This is a genomic window from Chloracidobacterium sp. (genome assembly GCA_016715795.1).
In the GTDB taxonomy this organism is placed as follows: Bacteria; Acidobacteriota; Blastocatellia; order Pyrinomonadales; family Pyrinomonadaceae; genus OLB17.
In genome coordinates, this window is record JADJXP010000002.1 from 2061277 (window position 1) to 2081100 (window position 19824).

Sequence of the window (19824 nt, forward strand, 5' to 3'; positions counted from 1 at the left end):
CGTGTCGCCTAAGCTATTTCATGATCGTCCCCTGTGACGACCATGCGACCCAATGGCCGTCGCGTTTGACCCAAATATCGGTGTAGCGGATCTTGGTATCAAATGCCTTGCCGTCACTACCTTTTCCTCTGAGGTGGAAAATGCCTGTTACGCGGGCCGTCCTTCCTTCCAGGCTAATGTCCATATCCTGCGTTTCGACAAGGTCGTATGTGCTCTTGTCGTTTACTATCTCTCCGATGGCGGCATCCTTGCCGGTCACGGCGCCCGTATCGCTTCCGATATTGCTAAAGTCGGCGGCAAAGTTCTTCTTGAACCACTCGCCGTCCTTCTTCCAGAACGCGGTATTCCAATCCTGTTCGAGATACCAAATGATGGCATACTCATCGAGGTCGTTCCCGGCATTGCTTACTACTTGCCATTTCCCGCTGCGTTTCTCCAGCACGTGAACGCTTCGTGAATAATATGTCTCAGGCTTGCCGCCTTCGCCCATCGGCGTCCATACGGTGTTCCGATGCGTGACCGTCGCAGTGTTTGGCGTGCAGCTGATGATGTAATTGTCATAAGTCGTCCTATCGGCGCCCGCGGGATTGGCCTTGTTCCGCTCGAACGCCCGCATCGCATTGTCAATAGCAACGGTTTTGCTCACCATTCCGGGGAGGCCGACATAATCGTCAGCATAAAATGCCATAAGGGCGGCCCGGTCCCCCTTCTGCCCCGCTTCGCTCCAGGCATGGTCAAGCGCCTCGAGCGCCTTCTTATCAGCATCGCTGCATTGAGCGACCGCCGCGAACGCGGACACAAGTATCACGATCGAGATCGATATTATCTTCTTCATTGTTCCCCCTAGCGATGCAAGACGAGAAAATACAGTCTACTGGCGGCATCGGCGCCAGCGGACTTCCCGAGATAAAGTTAATGAGCTGTTCAGCCTACTTTATACGCCCGCGGAGGCGTCGGCGTCAAGCCTCCTACTTGGGCCGCGGCATCTTCATCAGGCTTCCCTGTCCGCTGATCTGGCGGTTTCCGGCGACGCGTTCGGCTTGTGCAAAGGCGCGGAGGAAGTTCTCGCCCAACACCTTGCGAATGTCAGTCTCGCTGTAGCCGCGGCGAAGCATCTCGTATGTGACCAGCGGCGTGTCCTCGGCGCCGTTCATTCCGGCCGGGAGCGACGGAATGCCGTCATAATCGCTGCCGAGGCCGATGTTATCGACCGAGCCAAGCAGGTTCTTGATGTGGTCGATGTGGTCTACGATCCGCGTGTAGGATGGAGTATAGATCGGATTCGCCGCCAACAGGCGTCGCTCGGCCTCATTAAGGCCCACGGCGTCATCCTTGTACTGCTTCCTAAGCTCCTCGAGCTGAGGACGCAATCGGGAGGAGCGTTCCGTCGATTCCTTTGCGGAACGGGCGTCGAGGAACATCGGCAGGAAGTTTATCATCACGACGCCGCCGTTCTTGGCGATCCGCTTGAGCACGTCGTCAGGGACGTTGCGAGTATGATCGTGGACGCCCCGGGCGGACGAGTGCGATGCGATGATCGGCGCCGTTGTGACGTCAAGGACGTCGTTCATCGTATCGACCGAGACGTGCGAGATATCGACCAGCATACCGAGCCGGTTCATCTCTTTTACGACCTCGCGGCCAAAGTCGTTAAGTCCGCCGTGCCTTGGCTCGGTCACGTGTGAATCCGCCCAGTCATGCGTGACATTGTGCGTCAGCGTCATATAGCGAATGCCCAGGCGATAGAAATTGCGTAGAGCATTTAGCGAGTTCTCGATGGCATAGCCCCCCTCGATACCCATCAGGGCACATACCTTCTTAGCCTTCTTTGCACGCCGGATCTCGGCCGCTGTCGTGCACATCGACAGATCGTTCGGATGCCGTTCGGCCTCGCGATAGGTCGCGTCGATCAATTCCATCGCGCGGCGCATCGCGTCGTGAGTTTTCATTCGATTGCCGCCGACGTAGATTGAGAAGAACTCGCCGGTAATGCCTCCGGCCTTCAAACGGGCAATATCAGTGTGGAAGGGGTCGCCGTCCTTGTGATATTTGCCTACCGTATTCGTCGAAAGGTCAAAGTCCTCATCGACCATCGGTGACGTGATGTCATTGTGGCCGTCAACGACGATCGCCTTCCGGTGGATCTTAAGGGCCTTTGCCCACACGACCGCATCGCCCCCGACGGGCATTGTTTGGGCAAAACCGGCCGCAGCACAGCCGACAAGGAGAAGCAGAGAAACTAGTGTTTTCATAAATCAATTATAAGGTATCGGGCACCAAAAAAAGGTAGCCGTGAAGGTTGCGAAAATGCTAATATCATTAATGGCAACTTCTGGCCGCCCATCGGCCGACGCGTTCGACGTTGCTGTCTCTCGCAGTTTACAGGCCCGTTAAATATCCTGATCACAGTAGTTTGCACGATTCGTCCGGGTTTACGCTGAGCATTAGCAAAGTCTATTTTCTCACTCGACCCTTCCTGATCTGATGGCTCGAAAAACGCCAAAAAGTAAATGCGAAGCGCCGTCGGTGATGCCCTCGGAGGCGACCTTTCAGGCATTCATAGAGAACCTGCCGGTGATGTTTTATGCGGTCACGCCGTCTGCGCCGCACCGGCCGATCTATATCAGCCCGACCTTTGAGAGCTTCGGATATCCGCTCGAGGAATGGATGACCGATTCGGACATTTGGGACAAGGTTATCCACCCGGAAGATCGCGAGCGCGTACTCGTCGCAACCCGCAAGGCAATGGAATCGGGAGACAGTATCGACTTTGAGTACCGAGTCGTTTGCGCTGACGGCCGCGTCGTTTGGGTGCGTGACCGTAGCTGCTTTATCCATGACCGTGAAGGAAAACCCTTGTGCTGGCAGGGCATCATCCTTGACATAACCGAAAGAATGGCCGCCGAGAGCGAGTTACAGAAAAGGGAGAAGCTCTATCGGACACTGGCACAGACCATTCCACGCACGGCCGTGCTGCTCTTCGATCACGACTACCGCTACACGCTGGCCGAGGGCGAACAACTCAAGAATCATCAGTGGTCGAAGGCGATGTTTGAGGACAGGACACTGTTTGAGGTGTTTCCGCCTGAAATCGCCGACGAATGGTCGGGTTATTATGAGCGGGCATTGGCCGGTGAGCGGGTCACGGTCGATCTGGACAATGATGAGGGCGCATTTCGAGTAAACGTCCTGCCGGTCCATGGCGAAGATGGCCAGATCTTTGCCGGTATGGTGATGTGGCAGGACATAACCGAGGAGAAGCGAGCCGATGACATCCTTCGCGAAAGCGAGGAACGATATCGCCAGTTGTTCGAGAATGCCAACGACATCATCTACGCCCACGACCTCAGCGGCAATTACATTTCAATGAACCAGGCCGCCGAACGCGTTCTTGGCTACAGCCGCGAGGAAACGCTCGCGATGAACATGACGGCAATCGTCGCTCCCGAGCAGCTCGAAATGGTCCGCGAAAAGTTATCGCAAAAGCTTGATGGCGACGTTGGACAAACGATCTATGAGGTTGACTGCCTTCGCAAGGACGGTTCGTGGGCGACGCTGGAGGTCAACAGCAGCCTCATCATGGCAAACGGTGAGCCGATTGCCGTTCAGGGGATCGCGAGAGATATTACTGAACGAAAAGAGGCCCGTGAGGCGCTTACGAAGAGCGAAGAGCGCTATCGCGACCTGTTTGAGAACGCCAACGACCTGATCTACACACATGACCTGGCAGGCAACTTTACGTCGTTGAACCGTGCGGGCGAGCTCATCACCGGCTACACCCGCGAAGAGGCCCTGCACAAGAACATTGCTGAGGTGGTCGCCCCCGAGTTCCTTGAGGGAGCCCGCACCATGACCGCGAAGAAACTCGATGGTGATAAGCCGACGACCTACGAGTTGGAGGTCATTTCCAAGGACGGCCGGCGTGTCACGCTTGAACTCAGTACGCGTCTGATAGTATCGCCCGACGGGCTTCCGCTCGGCGTCCAGGGCCTGGGCCGCGATATCACGCAGCGGCGAGAGACCGAGGCATCACTCCGCAAGGCATTATCGCTATTCTCTTCTACATTCGAATCGACGGCCGACGGCATCGTCGTGATGGGTCTCGATCAGCAGATTGTGACCTGCAACCGCAAGTTCATTGAGATGTGGGGCGTCGATGAGGAGATTATTGATTCAGAGGACGGAGCGCGGCTTATCGCGTATGTTGCCAGCCGGTTGAAGGACCCCGACGAACTCCTCGAGAACCTGATCAAGGTCTACGACGATCCTATGGCAACCGCATCGCAGCTGCTTGAGCTTAAGGACGGCCGGATCTTCGAGCGATATTCGCAGCCGCAGATGCTCGAGGACAAACCTGTAGGCCGAGTGGCTTGTTTCCGCGATATAACCGAACGCACTCAAGCCGAGGAACGGCTGCGGCATTACGCACTGCATGATGCCCTGACCGACCTGCCGAATCGCGTACAGTTCATGAACCATCTGACACAGGCAGTTGACCGAGCCACGGGCAACGACTATGCGCGTTTCGCGGTCCTATTTCTCGACCTCGACCGATTCAAGGTCATCAACGATAGTCTCGGCCACGCTGTGGGCGACAAGCTGCTGGTCGCGATCGCCGAGAAGCTCACGGCCTGCGTGCGTCCCGGCGATGTCGTCGCTCGGCTCGGTGGCGACGAGTTTACGATCCTGCTCAACCGCAGCGGAGACCTGAGCGAGGTCGGCGGCGTCGCGGAACGCCTGCAAGCGCGAATCTCTGAACCGATCAAGATCAATAACTACGAGGTGTTCACGACCGCCAGTATCGGCATCGTGGTCTCATCGAGCGTTGAGCGAAGCGCGGAAGATTTCCTGCGAGATGCCGACGCCGCAATGTATCGGGCAAAAGAGGCCGGTAAGGCCCGATACGAGGTCTTTGACCGCGAGATGCATGTCCGTAACATGAATCTGCTTCAGATCGAGACCGACCTCCGGCACGCCGTGGAGCGACAGGAATTTGAGGTCCTCTATCAGCCGATCGTCGATCTCGCGACGGGAAAGGCAAACGAATTTGAGGCTCTCATTCGCTGGCGGCATCCTGCGCACGGGCTGGTGACGCCGGACGAATTTGTCCACGTCGCTGAGGAAACGGGGCTTATCATCCCAATCGGCAAATGGATCCTCGAGGAGGCGTGTCGCCAGACTGCAGAATGGCAGCACCGCTTTGGCCGGGATCTCGGCATCAGCGTCAACCTCTCGGCAAAGCAGTTAATGCATCCTACGCTGACGGCGCAGGTCCGCGATGTGCTGTTCGAGAGCGGCCTTGCCCCCAACCAACTAAAGCTCGAGGTCACCGAGAGCACCGTAATGGAGCACAGCGAAAGGTCAATGAACGTCCTCTCCGAGCTCGATGAATTGGGCGTCACGCTCTCAACCGACGATTTCGGCACCGGCTTTTCGAGCCTGAGCTATCTGCAGAAGTTCCCATTCGAACGGCTGAAGATCGACCGCTCGTTCGTCCGCGTTATGGACGACGATGAAAAGAGCGGCGCCATCGTCAAGACCATTCTCATGCTTGGTGAGAACCTTGGCATCGAGGTCGTGGCCGAGGGCATCGAGACGGCCGAGCAATTAGAACAACTTCGTCAGCTCGGTTGCGGCGTCGGCCAAGGCTACCTGTTCTCGCGCCCGATCGACCGCGAAGCCGCGGCCGCATTTATCGAGGGCGGTGCAAATGCATTCGCAGACAAGGCAACGCTCATCCTAAGTTCGGCCGGCCCGACCATCGAGGTCAGCGACGTTCAGTAACAATGCCGTCAATGATCGTTCCGACGATCGTCGGAATGATGTCGCGTTCGTTGGCGTGGTCCTCAGTATAAACGGCGACTACCATCCTCGACCCGTCGGGTGTTTCGATATAGGCGGCATCGTGACGCGCCTTGCTCGTCCAGCCGGCTTTTGACCACAGCTTTGCGCTCGTCATCTTGCGCTCTATCAGAGCTATACCGCTGAAGCCGTTTGCCTGGCTGTCCGGATCCGTAGCCTTTGCGAACGGGTCACGCCTGAGCAGGCCCATCATTCGAGCGGTCCGCTCGGGCTTCGCGATCCGTCCTGTCACGATCTCGGCCAACATCCTTGCGGTCGCGTTCGTCGTCAGCATATTGCGATTCTGGCCTTTGTAGGCACGCGACTGCTGCTCGATGCCGTAGGCATCCTCGCAAAAAGTTTTCTGGTTGACGTTGATATTTGTATAGCCCATCGATGTGAGCCAGCGATTGACACGGTTTCGCTTGAATTGCCACGTCTCAAACTGCCTTTGGGGCAACTCGGCTCCGCTTGATGTGTCGGTCAGAACGTCGAGGATATACTGGGTCGCCTCATTGCTCGAATCGACTATCATGTCCCTGAGGCCGCGTTCAAGCTCGGCGGTCATTGTGATCTTTTTGTCCTCAAGCTGCCGCTCGAGCGCAGCCATGTAGAACATCTTCACTACGCTCGCCGGATATATCGGCTCATCGCCGCGGTATGAACTCCAACGGATATTTGCGATTTCCGTCAGGTCGATCACCGTTACCGCGAGTTCTGTACCCTTTACAGGCGATGGCCTGTTGGCATCGACAATACGGGCCACGGCAGTGCGGATCAACTTGCCTAGTTCATCTGAGTGCGTGAGGGCTGGTGGACTGTAGTCGCGCGGCTTAACGATCTCTCGCCTTTGAGCGGCAACGGCTGTGACAGCGAACGTGATCGAGCAAGCGGCTATTGCGATTCGGAAGAATGACATCATGATCGTTTCACCTGTGTTATCGTTTATCGAACGCTCTCCGACAAGTATATCCAATAATGAGTGACGACAGACTGATACGCGGCCTCGGACGGTGGGACTTCACGGCCATCGTGATCAACGGGATCATCGGAGCGGGCATCTTCGGCCTACCCGGCAAAGTCTACGCACAGATCGGATCCTACAGCCTGTTCGCTTTCGTCTTGTGTGCGTTGATCGTCGGATTGATCATCCTCTGCTATGCTGAGGTCGCGAGCCGTTTTAACATCACGGGCGGCTCGTATCTATACGCCAGAGTGGCATTTGGCCCGGCGGTTGGTTTTGAGGTCGGCTGGCTCTTTTGGATCGTGCGAATCGCCACGTTCTCGGCGAACTGCAACCTCATGGTCACGTATCTGGGCTTCTTTATTCCAGGTGCTGATGAGGGTGCATTGCGAGTCATTCTCGTAACTCTGACTCTCGCCACGATAACGGCTGTCACCATTCGCGGCGTTCGCGAGTCAGCATTATTGATCAATGTATTCACGGTCGGTAAGCTCCTGCCACTGCTTGTGTTCGCCGTGGTCGGGATGTTTTTTGTCAACGGAGCGAACTTCAATTTTGACACCGTGCCGGCGTATCCCGCGTTCTCGAGTGCGGTGCTGCTGCTGATCTACGCATTTGTCGGCTTTGAGGGATCGGTCGCCGTCTCGGGTGAGACCAAAGAACCACAAAAGACGATCCCGTTTGGCCTTATCTCGGCGATCATCCTCGTCACGCTTCTCTACCTTGTTGTCCAGATCGTGTCGATTGGCACGCTGCCCGAACTGGCTGCATCGGAACGGCCGATCGCAGATGCAGCCAAGGGATTCATGGGGCCAGTCGGCGGTGCCTTTATCACCGTCGGCGTAATAATCTCGATCCTTGGCAATTTGAACGCCGGCATGCTTGCCGCAACAAGGACTCTGTTTGGCATGTCAGAGCAGCGAGATCTGCCGCGTCTGTTTGACCGAGTGCATCCAAATTTCAAGACACCTTATGTCTCGATCCTGGTCACGGCCGTCGTAATGTGGATTTTGGCCGTTCAGTCGTCCTTTCTGACTGCGGTTGCTGTCGCGACCATAGCTCGGCTGCTGTTCTATGCCACAACCTGTCTCGCTCTGCCAATATTCCGGCGCCGAGCAGGAATGCCGCCTGCCCCGTATTCGGCTCCGCTCGGAGTAGTATGCTCTTTCCTCTCCGTCGCTCTGATTCTTTGGTTGCTGACAAACGTCGATTATGCGAAAGAAGGCTTGGCGGTGATAGCGGCGGGTGGCCTTGGGCTGATGATCTATGCAGGATATTGGCTCTACCAACGTTCAACTCATAAGGAGGGATCGTGATGAAGAAGATCTCAATACTATTGATACTCGTTTTTGTGATGGCTGCCGCTGCAACCGCGCAGCGGATTGAGGACGGCAGCCGTCGGACGATCGGCTATATCGATTCTAGCGGACGTGTCGAGAACGGCAGCCGCTCGACGATAGGATATATCAACTCGAACGGCCGCGTCGAAGACGGCTCACGCTCGACCATCGGCTATCTCAACGACAACGGCCGCGTCGAGAACGGCTCACGCTCGACCATCGGCTATATCAACGACAACGGCCGTGTTGAGAATGGCAGCAGATCGACCATCGGCTATGTCAATTCCAATGGCCGCATCGAGAATGGCAGCCGCTCGACCGTCGGCTACGCCGAGGGCGTAAAGATGGAGCACGCCGCGCTGTTTTTCTTCTTTTTCTTTAAGCCGGAAAAGTGAACTAGGACGCGCTAAAGAGGCCTTCGTCGACCTTTTGTCCGAACGTGATCGTGCCGATCTCGGTTTCCTCGACCTGCTTGTCATTCGCCCACAGGACCGTGCGAAACGGGACAAGCGTCCCTTGCGCAGCATTGTAATCGTAAAATCGCCGCCTGTATTTCACGCCGTTGTCCTCATAGGTCAGCATCATCACGCGTAAGGTCTTGACCGAGATGAAAAATCGCGTCTTTCGGCCCTCCGGATCGGTCACGTCGAGCAGGTGATACTCGACGCCGAGCACCTTTTCACGGCCGGCGAGGGCGATCTGCGATCCGTTCTCCTTGTAGCGAAGCAGTGCCTCAAGTCCGTGATAGATCTGGTTGCGAAAGGTTCGTAGGGCTTCCTCGGCAGGCGTAAAGGTTGAGTTGTTGTAGATGCCGAACGTGTTCTCGGCCGTCTGCACAAGCGAGAAGCGAGCCGATGGGTATTCCTGTTCGAGCCGGATCCGCTCCTTGCCGAGCGTTTCGGCCCGAATTATATAACGTGTGTAGGGCACGCGGTCAGTCTTGCCGTCAGCAGCTGCGATGGTCGATACACCTCGTTCCCGGGTTGTCTTGCGTATCTGATTGAGCGCCGTTCGCCCGCCATAGAAGACGATCGAAAACTCTGCGACCTGATCAGCCGTCAGATTGCTGGGGTCTATTTTGAGGTTGGCCACAGGCGTCGCGGTCGGTGACGGCGTCGCCACCGGCGTTGAAACTGTCCGCGGCGTCTGGCCCAGCCCGACAACCGAAAACACAAAAACGAAGGTGATCGTCAGTGACGGGAGCCTGAAAAATGAAGATATTCCGGGACTAATTCGTCGGTTTGGTCTCATCACGGGTAAATGCGGATTGTAGCATATCCGTCGGGGCCGGGCATTATGGGGCAGACCGACGGATCACGAAAAATTGATGTATTCTGTAGGCCAAAAGATGCACTATGCCGATGAATAGTGAATAGTTAGCTGTGGCCGGCCATGATACATGTAGCGCTTTTTGAACCTGAAATACCGCCGAATACGGGCAATATTGCCCGGCTGTGTGCCGCGACGAATTCGCCGCTGCATATTGTCGGGGTTACCGGATTTAGAATGGACGACCGCACGCTGCGCCGCTCAGGGCTGGATTATTGGGACGAGGTTTACCTAGAACGTCATCTTGACCTCGACGCCCTGTACAACCGCCTGCACGGTTCGCGCTTCGTCTATCTCACGACAAAAGCCAAGCGGTGCTATACCGAATGGACATTCCGAGACGGCGATTGCCTGGTATTTGGGCCTGAGACTCGCGGCCTGCCGGACAGCGTGCTTGGCAGCAATGCGGACTGCTGCCTGACGATCCCGATGGCAAATCCTGCCGTCCGCAGCCTCAATCTGGCAACCAGCGTCGGTATCGTGCTCTATGAGGCGTTACGACAGATCGACAAATCTTTACAATCCGCAAAATAGCCGGACACCGCCCAGCATCCTGAACGCGTCTAATTCAGTGAAGAATGTTAATAGCTCGCCCCAAGGAGGACATTCACACTATGAGAGGAATTAGAGCAACAATTGGATTTTCAACAATAATGGTGGCCCTGTCGCTGGCCGCGTTCAGCGGCATCGCCGCTCAGGACAATGGTAGTCGTTCGGTCGAACAGAAGGTGCGTAAAACGATACTCTCACTGCCCAATTACGGCGTCTTTGACATCATCAAATATGAGGTTGACGGCGGCCGCGTAACGCTTACGGGCAAGGTCTATTCGCTCGGTACCCACAGCCTGGCGGTTCGTTCGGTTCGCAAGATCTCTGGCGTGAGCGAGGTCATTGACAACATCGAGAATCTGCCTCCATCGCCCTATGACGACCGGATACGGCGACAGGCATTGAGGACATTCGATGCCCGTGGGCTAGGCCGATATTTCTGGGAGGTGAATCCGGACGTGCGGATCATTGTGGACGGCGGCCGCATCACGCTCGAAGGATACGTCTATAATAAGGGCGACCGCGATGCGCTCGGCATCTATGCAAACGGCCTGTCGGACGTTTTTGAGGTGACAAACAATCTGCTGGTCGGTAAGCCCGTGGTTTAGCCATTCACCACACCCGAAGCCAGGGGCCGGGCCGTATGGTCCGGCCCTTTTGCTATTCGCTGAGTGATACGGCATTATATCCGTTTGCCTTCGGGCCGGAATTTTCGACTTTATGCTGACTGCTGACAAGATACGCAACATCGCGATCATCGCGCACGTTGACCATGGAAAGACGACGCTTGTAGATGCCATGCTCCAGCAGTCGGGGACATTCCGCGAGAATGAGGCCGTGCAGGAACGCGTGATGGACTCGATGGACCTTGAGCGCGAGCGCGGCATCACGATCATGGCAAAGAACACGTCGGTTCGCTATGGCGACTACAAGATCAATATCGTCGATACGCCGGGACACGCGGATTTTGGCGGCGAGGTCGAACGGGTACTCAAGATGGTCGATGGTATCGTGCTGCTCGTTGACGCGGCCGAGGGCTGCCTGCCGCAGACACGCTTTGTGCTGCGCAAGGCATTGGAATTGAAGCTCCCCGCCATTGCCCTCGTCAATAAGATCGACCGCCAGGACGCGCGGCCCGACGAGGTGGTCAATGAGATATATGACCTGTTCATCGACCTCGGAGCCAACGACGATCAGATCGAGTTCCCCATTCTGTATTCGATCTCGCGCGACGGCGTGGCAAAAAAGGAATTGTCGGATGAATCAAAAACGCTAGAGCCCTTGTTGGAACAGGTGATCGAAACGATCCCTGCGCCGCATGCTCTCCGCGATGATTCGCTGCAATTGCTGGTCGCGAACATCGACTACAATCCATTCGTCGGCCGACTCGCGATCGGGCGTATCTTTTCAGGCAAGATCGCAAAGAACCAGGAAGTCGCCGTTTCAAAGCGCGACGGCTCGCTCGTGAAAACTCGCGTAAAGGAGCTGTTCGTATTCGAAGGTTTGGAACGCACAACTGTTGACAATGCAGGAGTTGGCGAGATCGTCGCCCTCGCGGGATTTGACGATGTAGAGATCGGCGAGACGATAACCCTCTTTGACGATCCTCGGCCGCTCCCGGTGATCGCCGTTGACGAACCAACGATCTCGATGATCTTTGGCGTCAACACTTCGCCGTTTGCCGGGCTCGAAGGAAAATACGTCACTTCGCGCCAGATCAAGGAACGGCTCGACCGCGAGATACTCGGCAACGTTGCATTGCGTGTCAACGAAACCGAAGCTGCGGAACAATTCAAGGTGTCAGGACGCGGTGAATTGCAGCTTGCTATCCTGATCGAGATGATGCGTCGCGAGGGCTACGAATTGCAGGTCTCAAAGCCCGAGGTCATCACCAAGAAGGACGAAACGACCGGCGAGACGCTCGAACCGATCGAGTTGGTCGTCGTGGATGTGCCCGACGAATTCATCGGCGTCGTCACCGAGGCGATGGGCCGGCGAAAGGGCCAGATGACCAAGATGATCAATAACGGTTCGGGCCGCGTCAGGCTGGAATTCGAGACGCCGTCGCGAGGGCTGATCGGTTTTCGTGGCGAGTTCCTGACCGAGACAAAGGGCACTGGCCTGCTAAACACGCTGTTCCTGAAATTCGACAAATGGCAGGGTGAGATGCGTTCGAGGCAAACAGGCAGCCTCGTAGCCGACCGCATGGGCGAAACAAATACGTATGCTCTCTATAATTTACAGGAACGCGGCACTCTCTTTGTCCGCCCACAGATCAAGGTTTACGAAGGGATGATCATCGGCGAGAATGCCCGCTCGGTCGATCTCGACGTCAACGCGATCAAGGAAAAGAAACTCTCAAACATGCGCACAACCTCAGCCGACGAAGCCATGCGGCTCGTCCCGGTTCGCGAAATGTCGCTCGAACGAGCTCTGGAATTCATCGCCGACGACGAACTGATCGAGGTCACGCCAAAATCCATCCGATTACGCAAACGCGTTCTAAAATCGAACGAGCGGCCCAAGAAGTAACGGGTCAGCGTCGCTCAACGCTCTGTTAGGTAGTCGAGGAGAACAACTGCATCGTTGTGTTCTTCGTCTTTCGCGGCATAGACCAAGGTCACCGGACCTGCCTTCGCCATCGTCCGGATCGAATCGACCAGTTCCTTGTTGCCCTCGAGTTCCTTCTTATAGCGAGATTGAAACACCGCCCATTTTTCCGGGTCGTGGCCGAACCATTTTCTGAGTTCCGTACTCGGAGCGATCTCGCGCAACCAAAGGTCGATGTGAGCTTTGTCCTTTGAGACACCTCGCGGCCACAATCGGTCGACCAGGACGCGCTTCCCGTCTGAGGCGTCCGGCTCGTCATAAGCTCTCTTGATCTTCAAACGCATATTCCCGGCTCTGGGTCGGGCCCTTCCTCCTCATCATCCGGCTCATACGATTCATAACCGTGTGCGTCGTCGTAATAGTACGAGCTTTCGTGTGCGTCGTCAGCCCCCGGATCGCCTGCGGGCGGGCCATCACTTGGTTTCTCTTTCGGCGTGCCTTGCATCTAATCGTTTATAATCCCTTAGAGACAGAAAACTCAAATATGAAGCAATTACGGAAACTCAATTTTATCGCCGCCCTGCCGCTTTTGGTGCTCTTGGCCAGCATCACCTACGCACAGCGGGGGACGGCGGACAATGATTATCAAGAGGGTGCAACACTCTGGATCCAAAAGGCTGCCGAGTACCGGGCCCTTGCTCATCAGGCATTCAACCTCGCACGCTGGCAACTCGATTCGGATCTCGACAAAAAGAGTGTTAAAAACCTGCCAAAGGCAGAACGCAAACGCCCTCGGGCGATCATCGTCGATATCGACGAAACGGTGCTCGACAATTCTCCGGCACAAGCTGAGGGAATAAAGACGAAAACGCCGTTCAATTTGAACGATTGGCTTACATGGGTCGAGATGCGAAAGGCGAAAGCGGTCCCAGGCTCGGTCGAGTTTCTGAACTATGCCGTAAGCAAAGGTGTAAAGATCTTCTACATATCGAATCGCGACGAACCGCACAAGGCCGCAACGATCGACAATCTCAAGAGTGTCGGGTTTGCCGACGTATCCTCTGAAAATGTCCTGATGCGGCAAAAGGACGCTAAGGGCTCCAGTATTTCCACAAAAACACCTCGACGCGAGTTTGTCGCCCGAGATTACCGCATCGTCCTGCTTATGGGCGATAACCTGGACGATTTTTCGGACATTTTTGAACAGAAAAGCGTCGCCGACCGCTTTGCCGAGACCGATAAGATCAAAACCGAATGGGGCAAACGCTGGATCGTCCTGCCAAACCCGATGTACGGCACGTGGGAAAGCGCGATCTACGAATACCAGCGGCTGAACGATAAGCAGAAGGCGGAAAAGCGTGCGACGGCGTTGGAAATGCCGTAACAGCGACAAATCCACACTTGGTATACAGGCTACATAGGCCGAGAATCGGTCGATCTCTATGTGTCCTATGTGATCTATGTGGTTAAATCTATCTGATGAGAATACTTGTGACCGGCGGGGCGGGGTTTATTGGGTCGCACCTTTGTGAGCGGCTATTGAACGAAGGCAACGAGGTGTTGTGTCTCGATAACTTCTTTACGGGCCGCAAGGTGAATATTGCCCATCTTGCCGGTAACCCGCAATTCGAGATCATTCGCCACGATGTGACCGAGCCGATCTTTCTTGAGGTCGATCAGATCTACAACCTCGCCTGCCCCGCGTCGCCGGTCCATTATCAATACAATCCTGTCAAGACCGTCAAGACCAATGTGATGGGAATGGTCAATATGCTGGGCCTGGCAAAACGCGTGCGTGCCCGCATCCTGCAAGCCTCTACGAGCGAGGTTTACGGCGATCCGGTCGTGCATCCTCAGACGGAAGATTACTGGGGAAACGTAAACCCGATCGGCGTCCGGTCGTGTTACGACGAAGGCAAACGCGTCGCCGAAACGCTGATGATGGACTACCATCGCCAGAGCGGCGTCGATACGCGTATCGTGCGTATTTTCAACACTTACGGTGAACGAATGCTCGAGAATGACGGCCGTGTTGTGTCAAACTTCATCGTCCAGGCACTGCGTGGCGAGGAATTGACGATCTACGGCGACGGCAATCAAACGCGTTCGTTTTGCTACGTCAGCGACCTTGTTGACGGCATAATCCGATTGATGAACGTCGAGGGCGATGACGTCCATATGCCGGTAAATCTCGGCAATCCCGGCGAATTCACGATGAACGAGCTCGCCGAGCAGGTCGGAATCGCGTCAGGCCGTGACGTCAAGATCGAATATCTGCCCCTGCCACAAGACGATCCAAAGCAACGCCAGCCAAACATCGAACGAGCCAACAAACTGCTTGGCTGGTCGCCGACGGTGCAGTTGGCCGATGGGTTGAAAAAGACCGTTGATTACTTTCGTGGCGTCGTCGGAAAGAAAGCGACGGTTTGATAAGTTGCCACTAGCTTTAGCTAGTGGAACCTATGCTAAAAAGACATTGGGCTTTAGCCCAAGTTCGGCTGAAGCCGGATTTCTTTTTGGTCATTTAACCACTAGCTAAAGCTAGTGGCAATTGATATGAAGATACTCATAACAGGCGGGGCCGGCTTTGTCGGCAGCCATCTTGCGGACAAACTGATCGGCGAAAGCCACGAGATCACGGTCATCGATGACCTATCGACAGGCCGCTATTCAAATATCGGCCACCTCGAAGAGAACGCCAATTTTCGCCTCATTATCGACACTGTCCTCAATGGCGACCTTATGGAGGAGTTGATCCGCGACGCCGACCGTGTCTATCATATGGCCTCGGCCGTGGGCGTCAGGCTGATAATGGAGCAGCCCGTGAAAACGATCGAAACGATCTTTCACGGCACTGACGTCGTGCTCGGCCGCTGTGCGAAATACCGTAAACGCGTGCTGATACCGTCAACCAGCGAGGTTTATGGCAAGGGCATTTCGGTACCGTTCAAAGAGGACGACGACCTCCTGACCGGCGCGACCGACAAGCATCGCTGGGCTTATGCGTGCGCAAAAACGCTCGATGAATTCCTCGCCTTGGCACATTTCAAGGAAACACGGCTGCCGGTCGTCGTTGCGCGATTATTCAACACCGTCGGCCCGCGGCAAACGGGCCAATATGGCATGGTCGTGCCGCGATTCGTGCATGCGGCGATAAAGAATGAGCCGATCGACGTCCACGGCGACGGCACGCAATCGCGGTGCTTCGGCCACGTCAGCGATGTTGTCAATGGCCTTGCTGCCGCCCTCGAAACGCCCGATTGCTTTGGCCAGGTGATCAATTTTGGCAGCGACACTGAGGTGACGATCAACGACCTCGCAAACCGCACCATTGAACTCACAAAGAGCTCCAGCGAGATCAGATACATCCCTTACGATAAGGTCTATGGCGAAGGCTTTGAGGATATGCAGCGACGCGTTCCGTCGCTCGAAAAGGCTGCCCGCCTGGTCGGTTACCAGCCAACCAAATCGTTCGACGACATCATCAATGATGTAGCGCGCGAGTTTCGCTCGACTCTTCTCGAATCGACGCTTCATGCAAATAGTTAAGAGAATCTGGTTCGCTGCCTCGGTGCTGTTTGCACTCGCCGCCGTTACGCCCGCGTTCGGCCAGACAACCGGCGGCGTCAAAGGCAAGGTTCGCGACCTTAAAGGGACGTTCATCGCCGGTGCGACGATAGAGGCGCGTCAGGGCGGCGAGGTCGTCAGATCGACGAGATCGAACGCCAAAGGCGATTTTGTCCTTGATGGGCTTGCCGAAGGAATGTATAACTTCGCTGTTGACGCCGACGGCTATTCGACCGGTGTAATGCATAACGTCGAGGTCAAGAAGAAAAAGGTCCGCGACCTCGGCAGCCGCCTTATGCTCTCGCCCGATCGCGGCACACAGACCTTTATCCGCGGCATTGTATTCTTTAAGGAACTGCTCAGCCTGCACGGCGCAATGGTCGAGCTGTTTGCGGTGAACTCCGACGGCAGCTATCGCAAGGTAGCGACCGGCACGAGCAATCAAATGGGCGAATTCGGATTCGTTCAGCCGGGGAAGATCAAGCGATTCCGCGTGAAAGCCACCTACAAAGGCATTTCGGCTGAGAAAACTGTCGAGACCGAATCGCCCGCTGTGTATCGGCTGACACTCACGCTCGATCTCTCACGAGCCGAGCAGTGATGACCTTAGCCGCCGACGCTCCCATGCCGACGGCCGTGGCAATAGTCGGCGACGCAGGACACGCAACGTCGCCAACCGCAAACACGCTCTCCGCGCTCGTCGAACAGTCCGCACCTACCCGAACGTAACCCCGTTCATCGAGATCGATCTGGCCCTTGAATAAGGAGCTACTCGGCTCAACACCAATACGGATGAGCACATGGTTCGCGTCGATGCGATCCGTCATTCCTGTTGTTACATCAGCAATGTCAACGGCCGTAACTCGTTCATCCCCAATAAATGCAGCTACTCTAGTGGCAAAACGGAACACCACATTGCCTTGCTCGGCCGCCTGTCGAACAAAGTCCGGCCGGGCTGAGAACTGCTCGCGTCGGTGAACGACCGTTACCAGTTCCGCAGTCTCGCTCAGGATCACGGCGTTCTCAAGCGCCGCATCGCCGCCGCCAACAATGACGACTTGCTTGCCGGCGACCTCGTCCCGAGACGCCTGGCCCGATGCGAGAATGCCCTTTCTCAGAAACTCGCGCTCACCGGGAACATCGAGTGTGCGTCGCTTGACGCCCGTCGCGAGAACGACAGCTCTAGCCGAAAAGGTGCGTCCATCTGCCAGCCCAATCACACCTGCACTAAAGTCGATCGTCTCGACCGGAGAATCAACGAATCGCGTAACCTTACTGTTTTCAACCTGTTGAAGGAAGAGGTCACGCAGTGCTCTACCATTCTTGACCGTAACACCCAGGTAGTTTTCGATAGCTCCAAATGTCCACAGTAGTTGGCCGCCAAATTCGCTTTCGCGTTCAAAGATCGCGACCTTCAGCCCAAGGTCGGCGCACCAAAAGGCGGCGGACAGACCTGCCGGCCCGCCACCAATAACGATCACGTCAAAATTGGTTGTTTCACTCCGCAAAGATCACCTGGAATGCCCGAAATTACTACTTTTTGTTAACGTCAAACTGCCGTTTTTTGTCACAACTACTGTGCCAGTGGGCAACCGAACGTCGGTCAACCAACCGTTTGGCTTGGCATCCTGTATTTTAGGCACTTTCGCCCCTCGAAACAACGATGGGATAGCACCGCTTTCTGGCATTGGTATTGCTGTTGACCTTACATTGAAACTAGGCGTGCGCCTGCAACGCCAACGGCCGATTGTAACCTGACTTCACCCTTTCACACATTATGAGATTAGAATTCGAACCAAATGTTGCGGCCATCCCGCTGGTCGAAAATGAGGTATTTGAGCATCTGGGGCATCGCGAGGAGCACGACCTCGACTCACTGCTCAAAAAGGGCATCTCTGCCGCACAGTGCGGCGACCGAAGCCTTGCCCGCAGGCTGCTGACAGAGGCAGCCGAAGTCGATCCTGCGTCTGAGACCGCGTGGATGTGGCTCGCGTCGATCAGCGAGTATCCTGAGGAACTGCTCGCGTTTCTCAACCGCGTCCTGGACATCAATCCCGCAAACGAGAAGGCGGCCGAATGGCGTCGGGCGACGAACGCTCTCCTTGCGAAAACCTTCGTCCAACGCGCGATCGCTGCTCGAGAGGACGGTGCTTTCGACCTGGCTGAACAGTCGTTGGCGCAGGCACTAGCTCACGACGCAAACTGCATCGCTGCTTGGCTAAAGCAAGCTGAATGGGCCGATGATGAGGCCCTGCGCACTGCCGCCTACAAAAGCGTCCTCACGATCGATCCTGAAAATGTCGAGGCCCGCGCCGCCCTTGATGAGTTCGACCGGCAACGGTCGAATGCCGCCTTCTCCGATGCCAAGGCAGCGGCGGTGGCTGGTAAGAGGAAGAAGGCCCTCGAACTCGTGGACGAATTCCTAAGGACCGTCCCTGACAATGCCGAGGCCTGGGTGCTGAGATCGAACCTCGCCATCGATATCAACGATAAGATCCAATCGCTGGAAGAAGCACTAAAGATCGACGAGTACAACCTGACGGCACGCGCAATGTACGACTTTCTTACGACGACGCTGCGGCCCGAGCCGGTGGTTGAACATATCGAGACCGTCGAACCGCCCAAAGAGCCACAGAAGGACGTACTCAAGATCGAAGCCGTACCAGAAGAACATGAGTCGCCTGCCTCCGAAGCCGCAGAACACGGAGAATCTCATCGGAGCGTAGAAGAGCTCTTCGGCGGCGGCCATGAAGCAGATCCTGATGGACTTACTGCGGAGAGCGTGCAGTTACCGACCGACGTTATCGACAGCACCGTCGACGCCAAGGTTGGAGACGACCCCTTTGCCGAGACCGTTGCGGCACTTGCTGTCGAGGGCTTCAAAGCCGAAGACCCTGCCGGGCAAATGCCGAATCCCGGTCTGCCGTGCCCTTTCTGCCGAGCGGAAAATGCTCAGCAGGCGTTCGAGTGCGAGACGTGCAAGGCTCTGCTAAGTTACACCGACCTGGACGCCCTCCTTTCAGACCCAAAGGCAGAACATGACGTCGTCCAGCAGGCCGTGACCGAGATGGAAGGAGAGTGGAACCTGCGCGAATTCAGCGTTGAGGAACTCAGAGTTCTCGGTCTCGGCCACTTTAATCTGGGCGACCATGACGCGGGCCTCAAGTACTTGCACGAGGCATCACGGCTGGAACCGAACGACGTGATCCTCGCCGGTGAGGTAAACGCGATAGCGATCCGCCTTGACGAGATGCAGCGACAGGTAGAACTCCACGGCAGCATGCCGGGCGGCCGGACCATATTAGTAGTTGACGATAGCCCCACAGTTCGCAAGCTTATCGCCGGCAAGCTCGAGAAATGCGGGCACACCGTTATTTGTGCGGCCGACGGCGTTGAGGCCCTCGACCAGCTTGAAGCTGGCTTGCCCGACCTCGTTCTGCTCGACATTGCAATGCCTCGAATGGACGGCTACGAGGTCTGCAAACAGATCCGAGCAAACCCCGAGGCGCGTGATCTGCCGGTCGTGATGATCTCAGGCAAAGACGGCTTCTTTGACAAGGTCCGCGGCCGGATGGCCGGTACGACCGGATATGTGACAAAGCCATTCGGCCCGGAGACTCTAATGAAAGCTCTCGAGACTTATCTGGCCCCAGCCAACGAACAAACGCCGGCGTCCTAATTCTC

Annotated in this window: 18 protein-coding genes; 11 read left to right on the plus strand and 7 right to left on the minus strand. The window is 56.0% G+C overall.

Translation table 11 applies throughout. The features are described 5' to 3' along the window. Positions 1–13: 13 nt before the first annotated feature. Both IPM59_14545 and IPM59_14550 read right to left on the minus strand, forming a co-directional pair. Complete coding sequence (locus IPM59_14545) at positions 14–835, minus strand: nuclear transport factor 2 family protein (GenBank protein ID MBK9216786.1); 822 nt, start codon at positions 833–835, stop codon at positions 14–16. A gap of 133 nt (positions 836–968) precedes the next feature. Next, positions 969–2252 (minus strand): dipeptidase, encoded by a 1284-nt coding sequence (locus tag IPM59_14550; protein MBK9216787.1) that lies wholly within the window; start codon positions 2250–2252, stop codon positions 969–971. Positions 2253–2484: 232 nt separating this feature from the next. Between IPM59_14550 and IPM59_14555 the strand changes: the two genes are divergently transcribed. Next, entirely contained in the window at positions 2485–5784 is a 3300-nt protein-coding gene (locus IPM59_14555) for a PAS domain S-box protein (GenBank protein MBK9216788.1), read from the plus strand. Here IPM59_14555 and IPM59_14560 read toward each other — a convergent pair. Continuing rightward, on the minus strand, positions 5768–6763 hold the full coding sequence (locus tag IPM59_14560; GenBank protein MBK9216789.1) for a serine hydrolase: 996 nt from the start codon (positions 6761–6763) through the stop codon (positions 5768–5770). The genes IPM59_14555 and IPM59_14560 overlap by 17 nt on opposite strands. A 56-nt stretch (positions 6764–6819) precedes the next feature. Here IPM59_14560 and IPM59_14565 point away from each other — a divergent pair, with 56 nt between their 5' ends. After that, on the plus strand, positions 6820–8121 hold the full coding sequence (locus tag IPM59_14565) for an amino acid permease (GenBank protein ID MBK9216790.1): 1302 nt from the start codon (positions 6820–6822) through the stop codon (positions 8119–8121). Next, positions 8121–8540 (plus strand): hypothetical protein, encoded by a 420-nt coding sequence (locus IPM59_14570; GenBank protein MBK9216791.1) that lies wholly within the window; start codon positions 8121–8123, stop codon positions 8538–8540. The genes IPM59_14565 and IPM59_14570 overlap by 1 nt, the downstream gene beginning before the upstream one ends. Position 8541: 1 nt before the next feature. Here the strand turns inward: IPM59_14570 and IPM59_14575 are convergent, their stop codons facing one another. Continuing rightward, a complete protein-coding gene (locus tag IPM59_14575; GenBank protein MBK9216792.1) occupies positions 8542–9318 on the minus strand; it encodes a hypothetical protein in 777 nt (258 codons plus the stop codon). 219 nt (positions 9319–9537) lie between these two features. On the opposite strand from IPM59_14575, the gene IPM59_14580 reads away from it, so the two are divergent. From IPM59_14580 to typA, 3 genes are all read left to right on the plus strand, one after another. Further along, positions 9538–10008, plus strand: coding sequence for a tRNA (cytidine(34)-2'-O)-methyltransferase (locus tag IPM59_14580; GenBank protein ID MBK9216793.1), 471 nt, complete (start codon positions 9538–9540; stop codon positions 10006–10008). An 80-nt stretch (positions 10009–10088) separates the two neighbouring features. Beyond that, positions 10089–10631: a BON domain-containing protein gene (locus tag IPM59_14585; GenBank protein MBK9216794.1), complete on the plus strand. Its 543-nt coding sequence runs from the start codon at positions 10089–10091 to the stop codon at positions 10629–10631. Between the two features lie 112 nt (positions 10632–10743). After that, positions 10744–12555 carry a translational GTPase TypA gene (gene typA / locus IPM59_14590; protein MBK9216795.1) on the plus strand — a complete coding sequence of 604 codons (1812 nt, stop codon included), beginning with the start codon at positions 10744–10746 and terminating at the stop codon, positions 12553–12555. 14 nt (positions 12556–12569) lie between these two features. Here typA and IPM59_14595 read toward each other — a convergent pair whose 3' ends face one another. After that, the gene (locus IPM59_14595) at positions 12570–12917 is read right to left on the minus strand and encodes a DUF488 domain-containing protein (GenBank protein ID MBK9216796.1); all 348 of its coding nucleotides are present in this window, start codon (positions 12915–12917) and stop codon (positions 12570–12572) included. Then, positions 12908–13078 carry a hypothetical protein gene (locus tag IPM59_14600; protein ID MBK9216797.1) on the minus strand — a complete coding sequence of 57 codons (171 nt, stop codon included), beginning with the start codon at positions 13076–13078 and terminating at the stop codon, positions 12908–12910. The genes IPM59_14595 and IPM59_14600 overlap by 10 nt, the downstream gene beginning before the upstream one ends. A 39-nt stretch (positions 13079–13117) precedes the next feature. On the opposite strand from IPM59_14600, the gene IPM59_14605 reads away from it, so the two are divergent. The 4 genes from IPM59_14605 (at position 13118) to IPM59_14620 (ending at position 16741) form a co-directional block, all read left to right on the plus strand. Next, entirely contained in the window at positions 13118–13957 is an 840-nt protein-coding gene (locus IPM59_14605) for a 5'-nucleotidase, lipoprotein e(P4) family (protein ID MBK9216798.1), read from the plus strand. Positions 13958–14052: 95 nt separating this feature from the next. Further along, complete coding sequence (locus IPM59_14610) at positions 14053–15003, plus strand: SDR family oxidoreductase (protein ID MBK9216799.1); 951 nt, start codon at positions 14053–14055, stop codon at positions 15001–15003. A 126-nt stretch (positions 15004–15129) separates the two neighbouring features. Further along, the gene (locus IPM59_14615) at positions 15130–16122 is read left to right on the plus strand and encodes a GDP-mannose 4,6-dehydratase (protein ID MBK9216800.1); all 993 of its coding nucleotides are present in this window, start codon (positions 15130–15132) and stop codon (positions 16120–16122) included. Further along, positions 16109–16741, plus strand: a complete 633-nt coding sequence (locus IPM59_14620; GenBank protein ID MBK9216801.1) for a carboxypeptidase regulatory-like domain-containing protein — start codon at positions 16109–16111, stop codon at positions 16739–16741. Before IPM59_14615 ends, IPM59_14620 begins: the two co-directional genes overlap by 14 nt. On the opposite strand, the gene IPM59_14625 is transcribed toward IPM59_14620, so the two are convergent. Then, positions 16710–17648, minus strand: coding sequence for an FAD-dependent oxidoreductase (locus tag IPM59_14625; GenBank protein ID MBK9216802.1), 939 nt, complete (start codon positions 17646–17648; stop codon positions 16710–16712). The two genes, IPM59_14620 and IPM59_14625, sit on opposite strands and share 32 nt — an antisense overlap. A 269-nt stretch (positions 17649–17917) precedes the next feature. Here IPM59_14625 and IPM59_14630 point away from each other — a divergent pair, with 269 nt between their 5' ends. Then, on the plus strand, positions 17918–19819 hold the full coding sequence (locus tag IPM59_14630; protein ID MBK9216803.1) for a response regulator: 1902 nt from the start codon (positions 17918–17920) through the stop codon (positions 19817–19819). Positions 19820–19824: the final 5 nt, after the last annotated feature.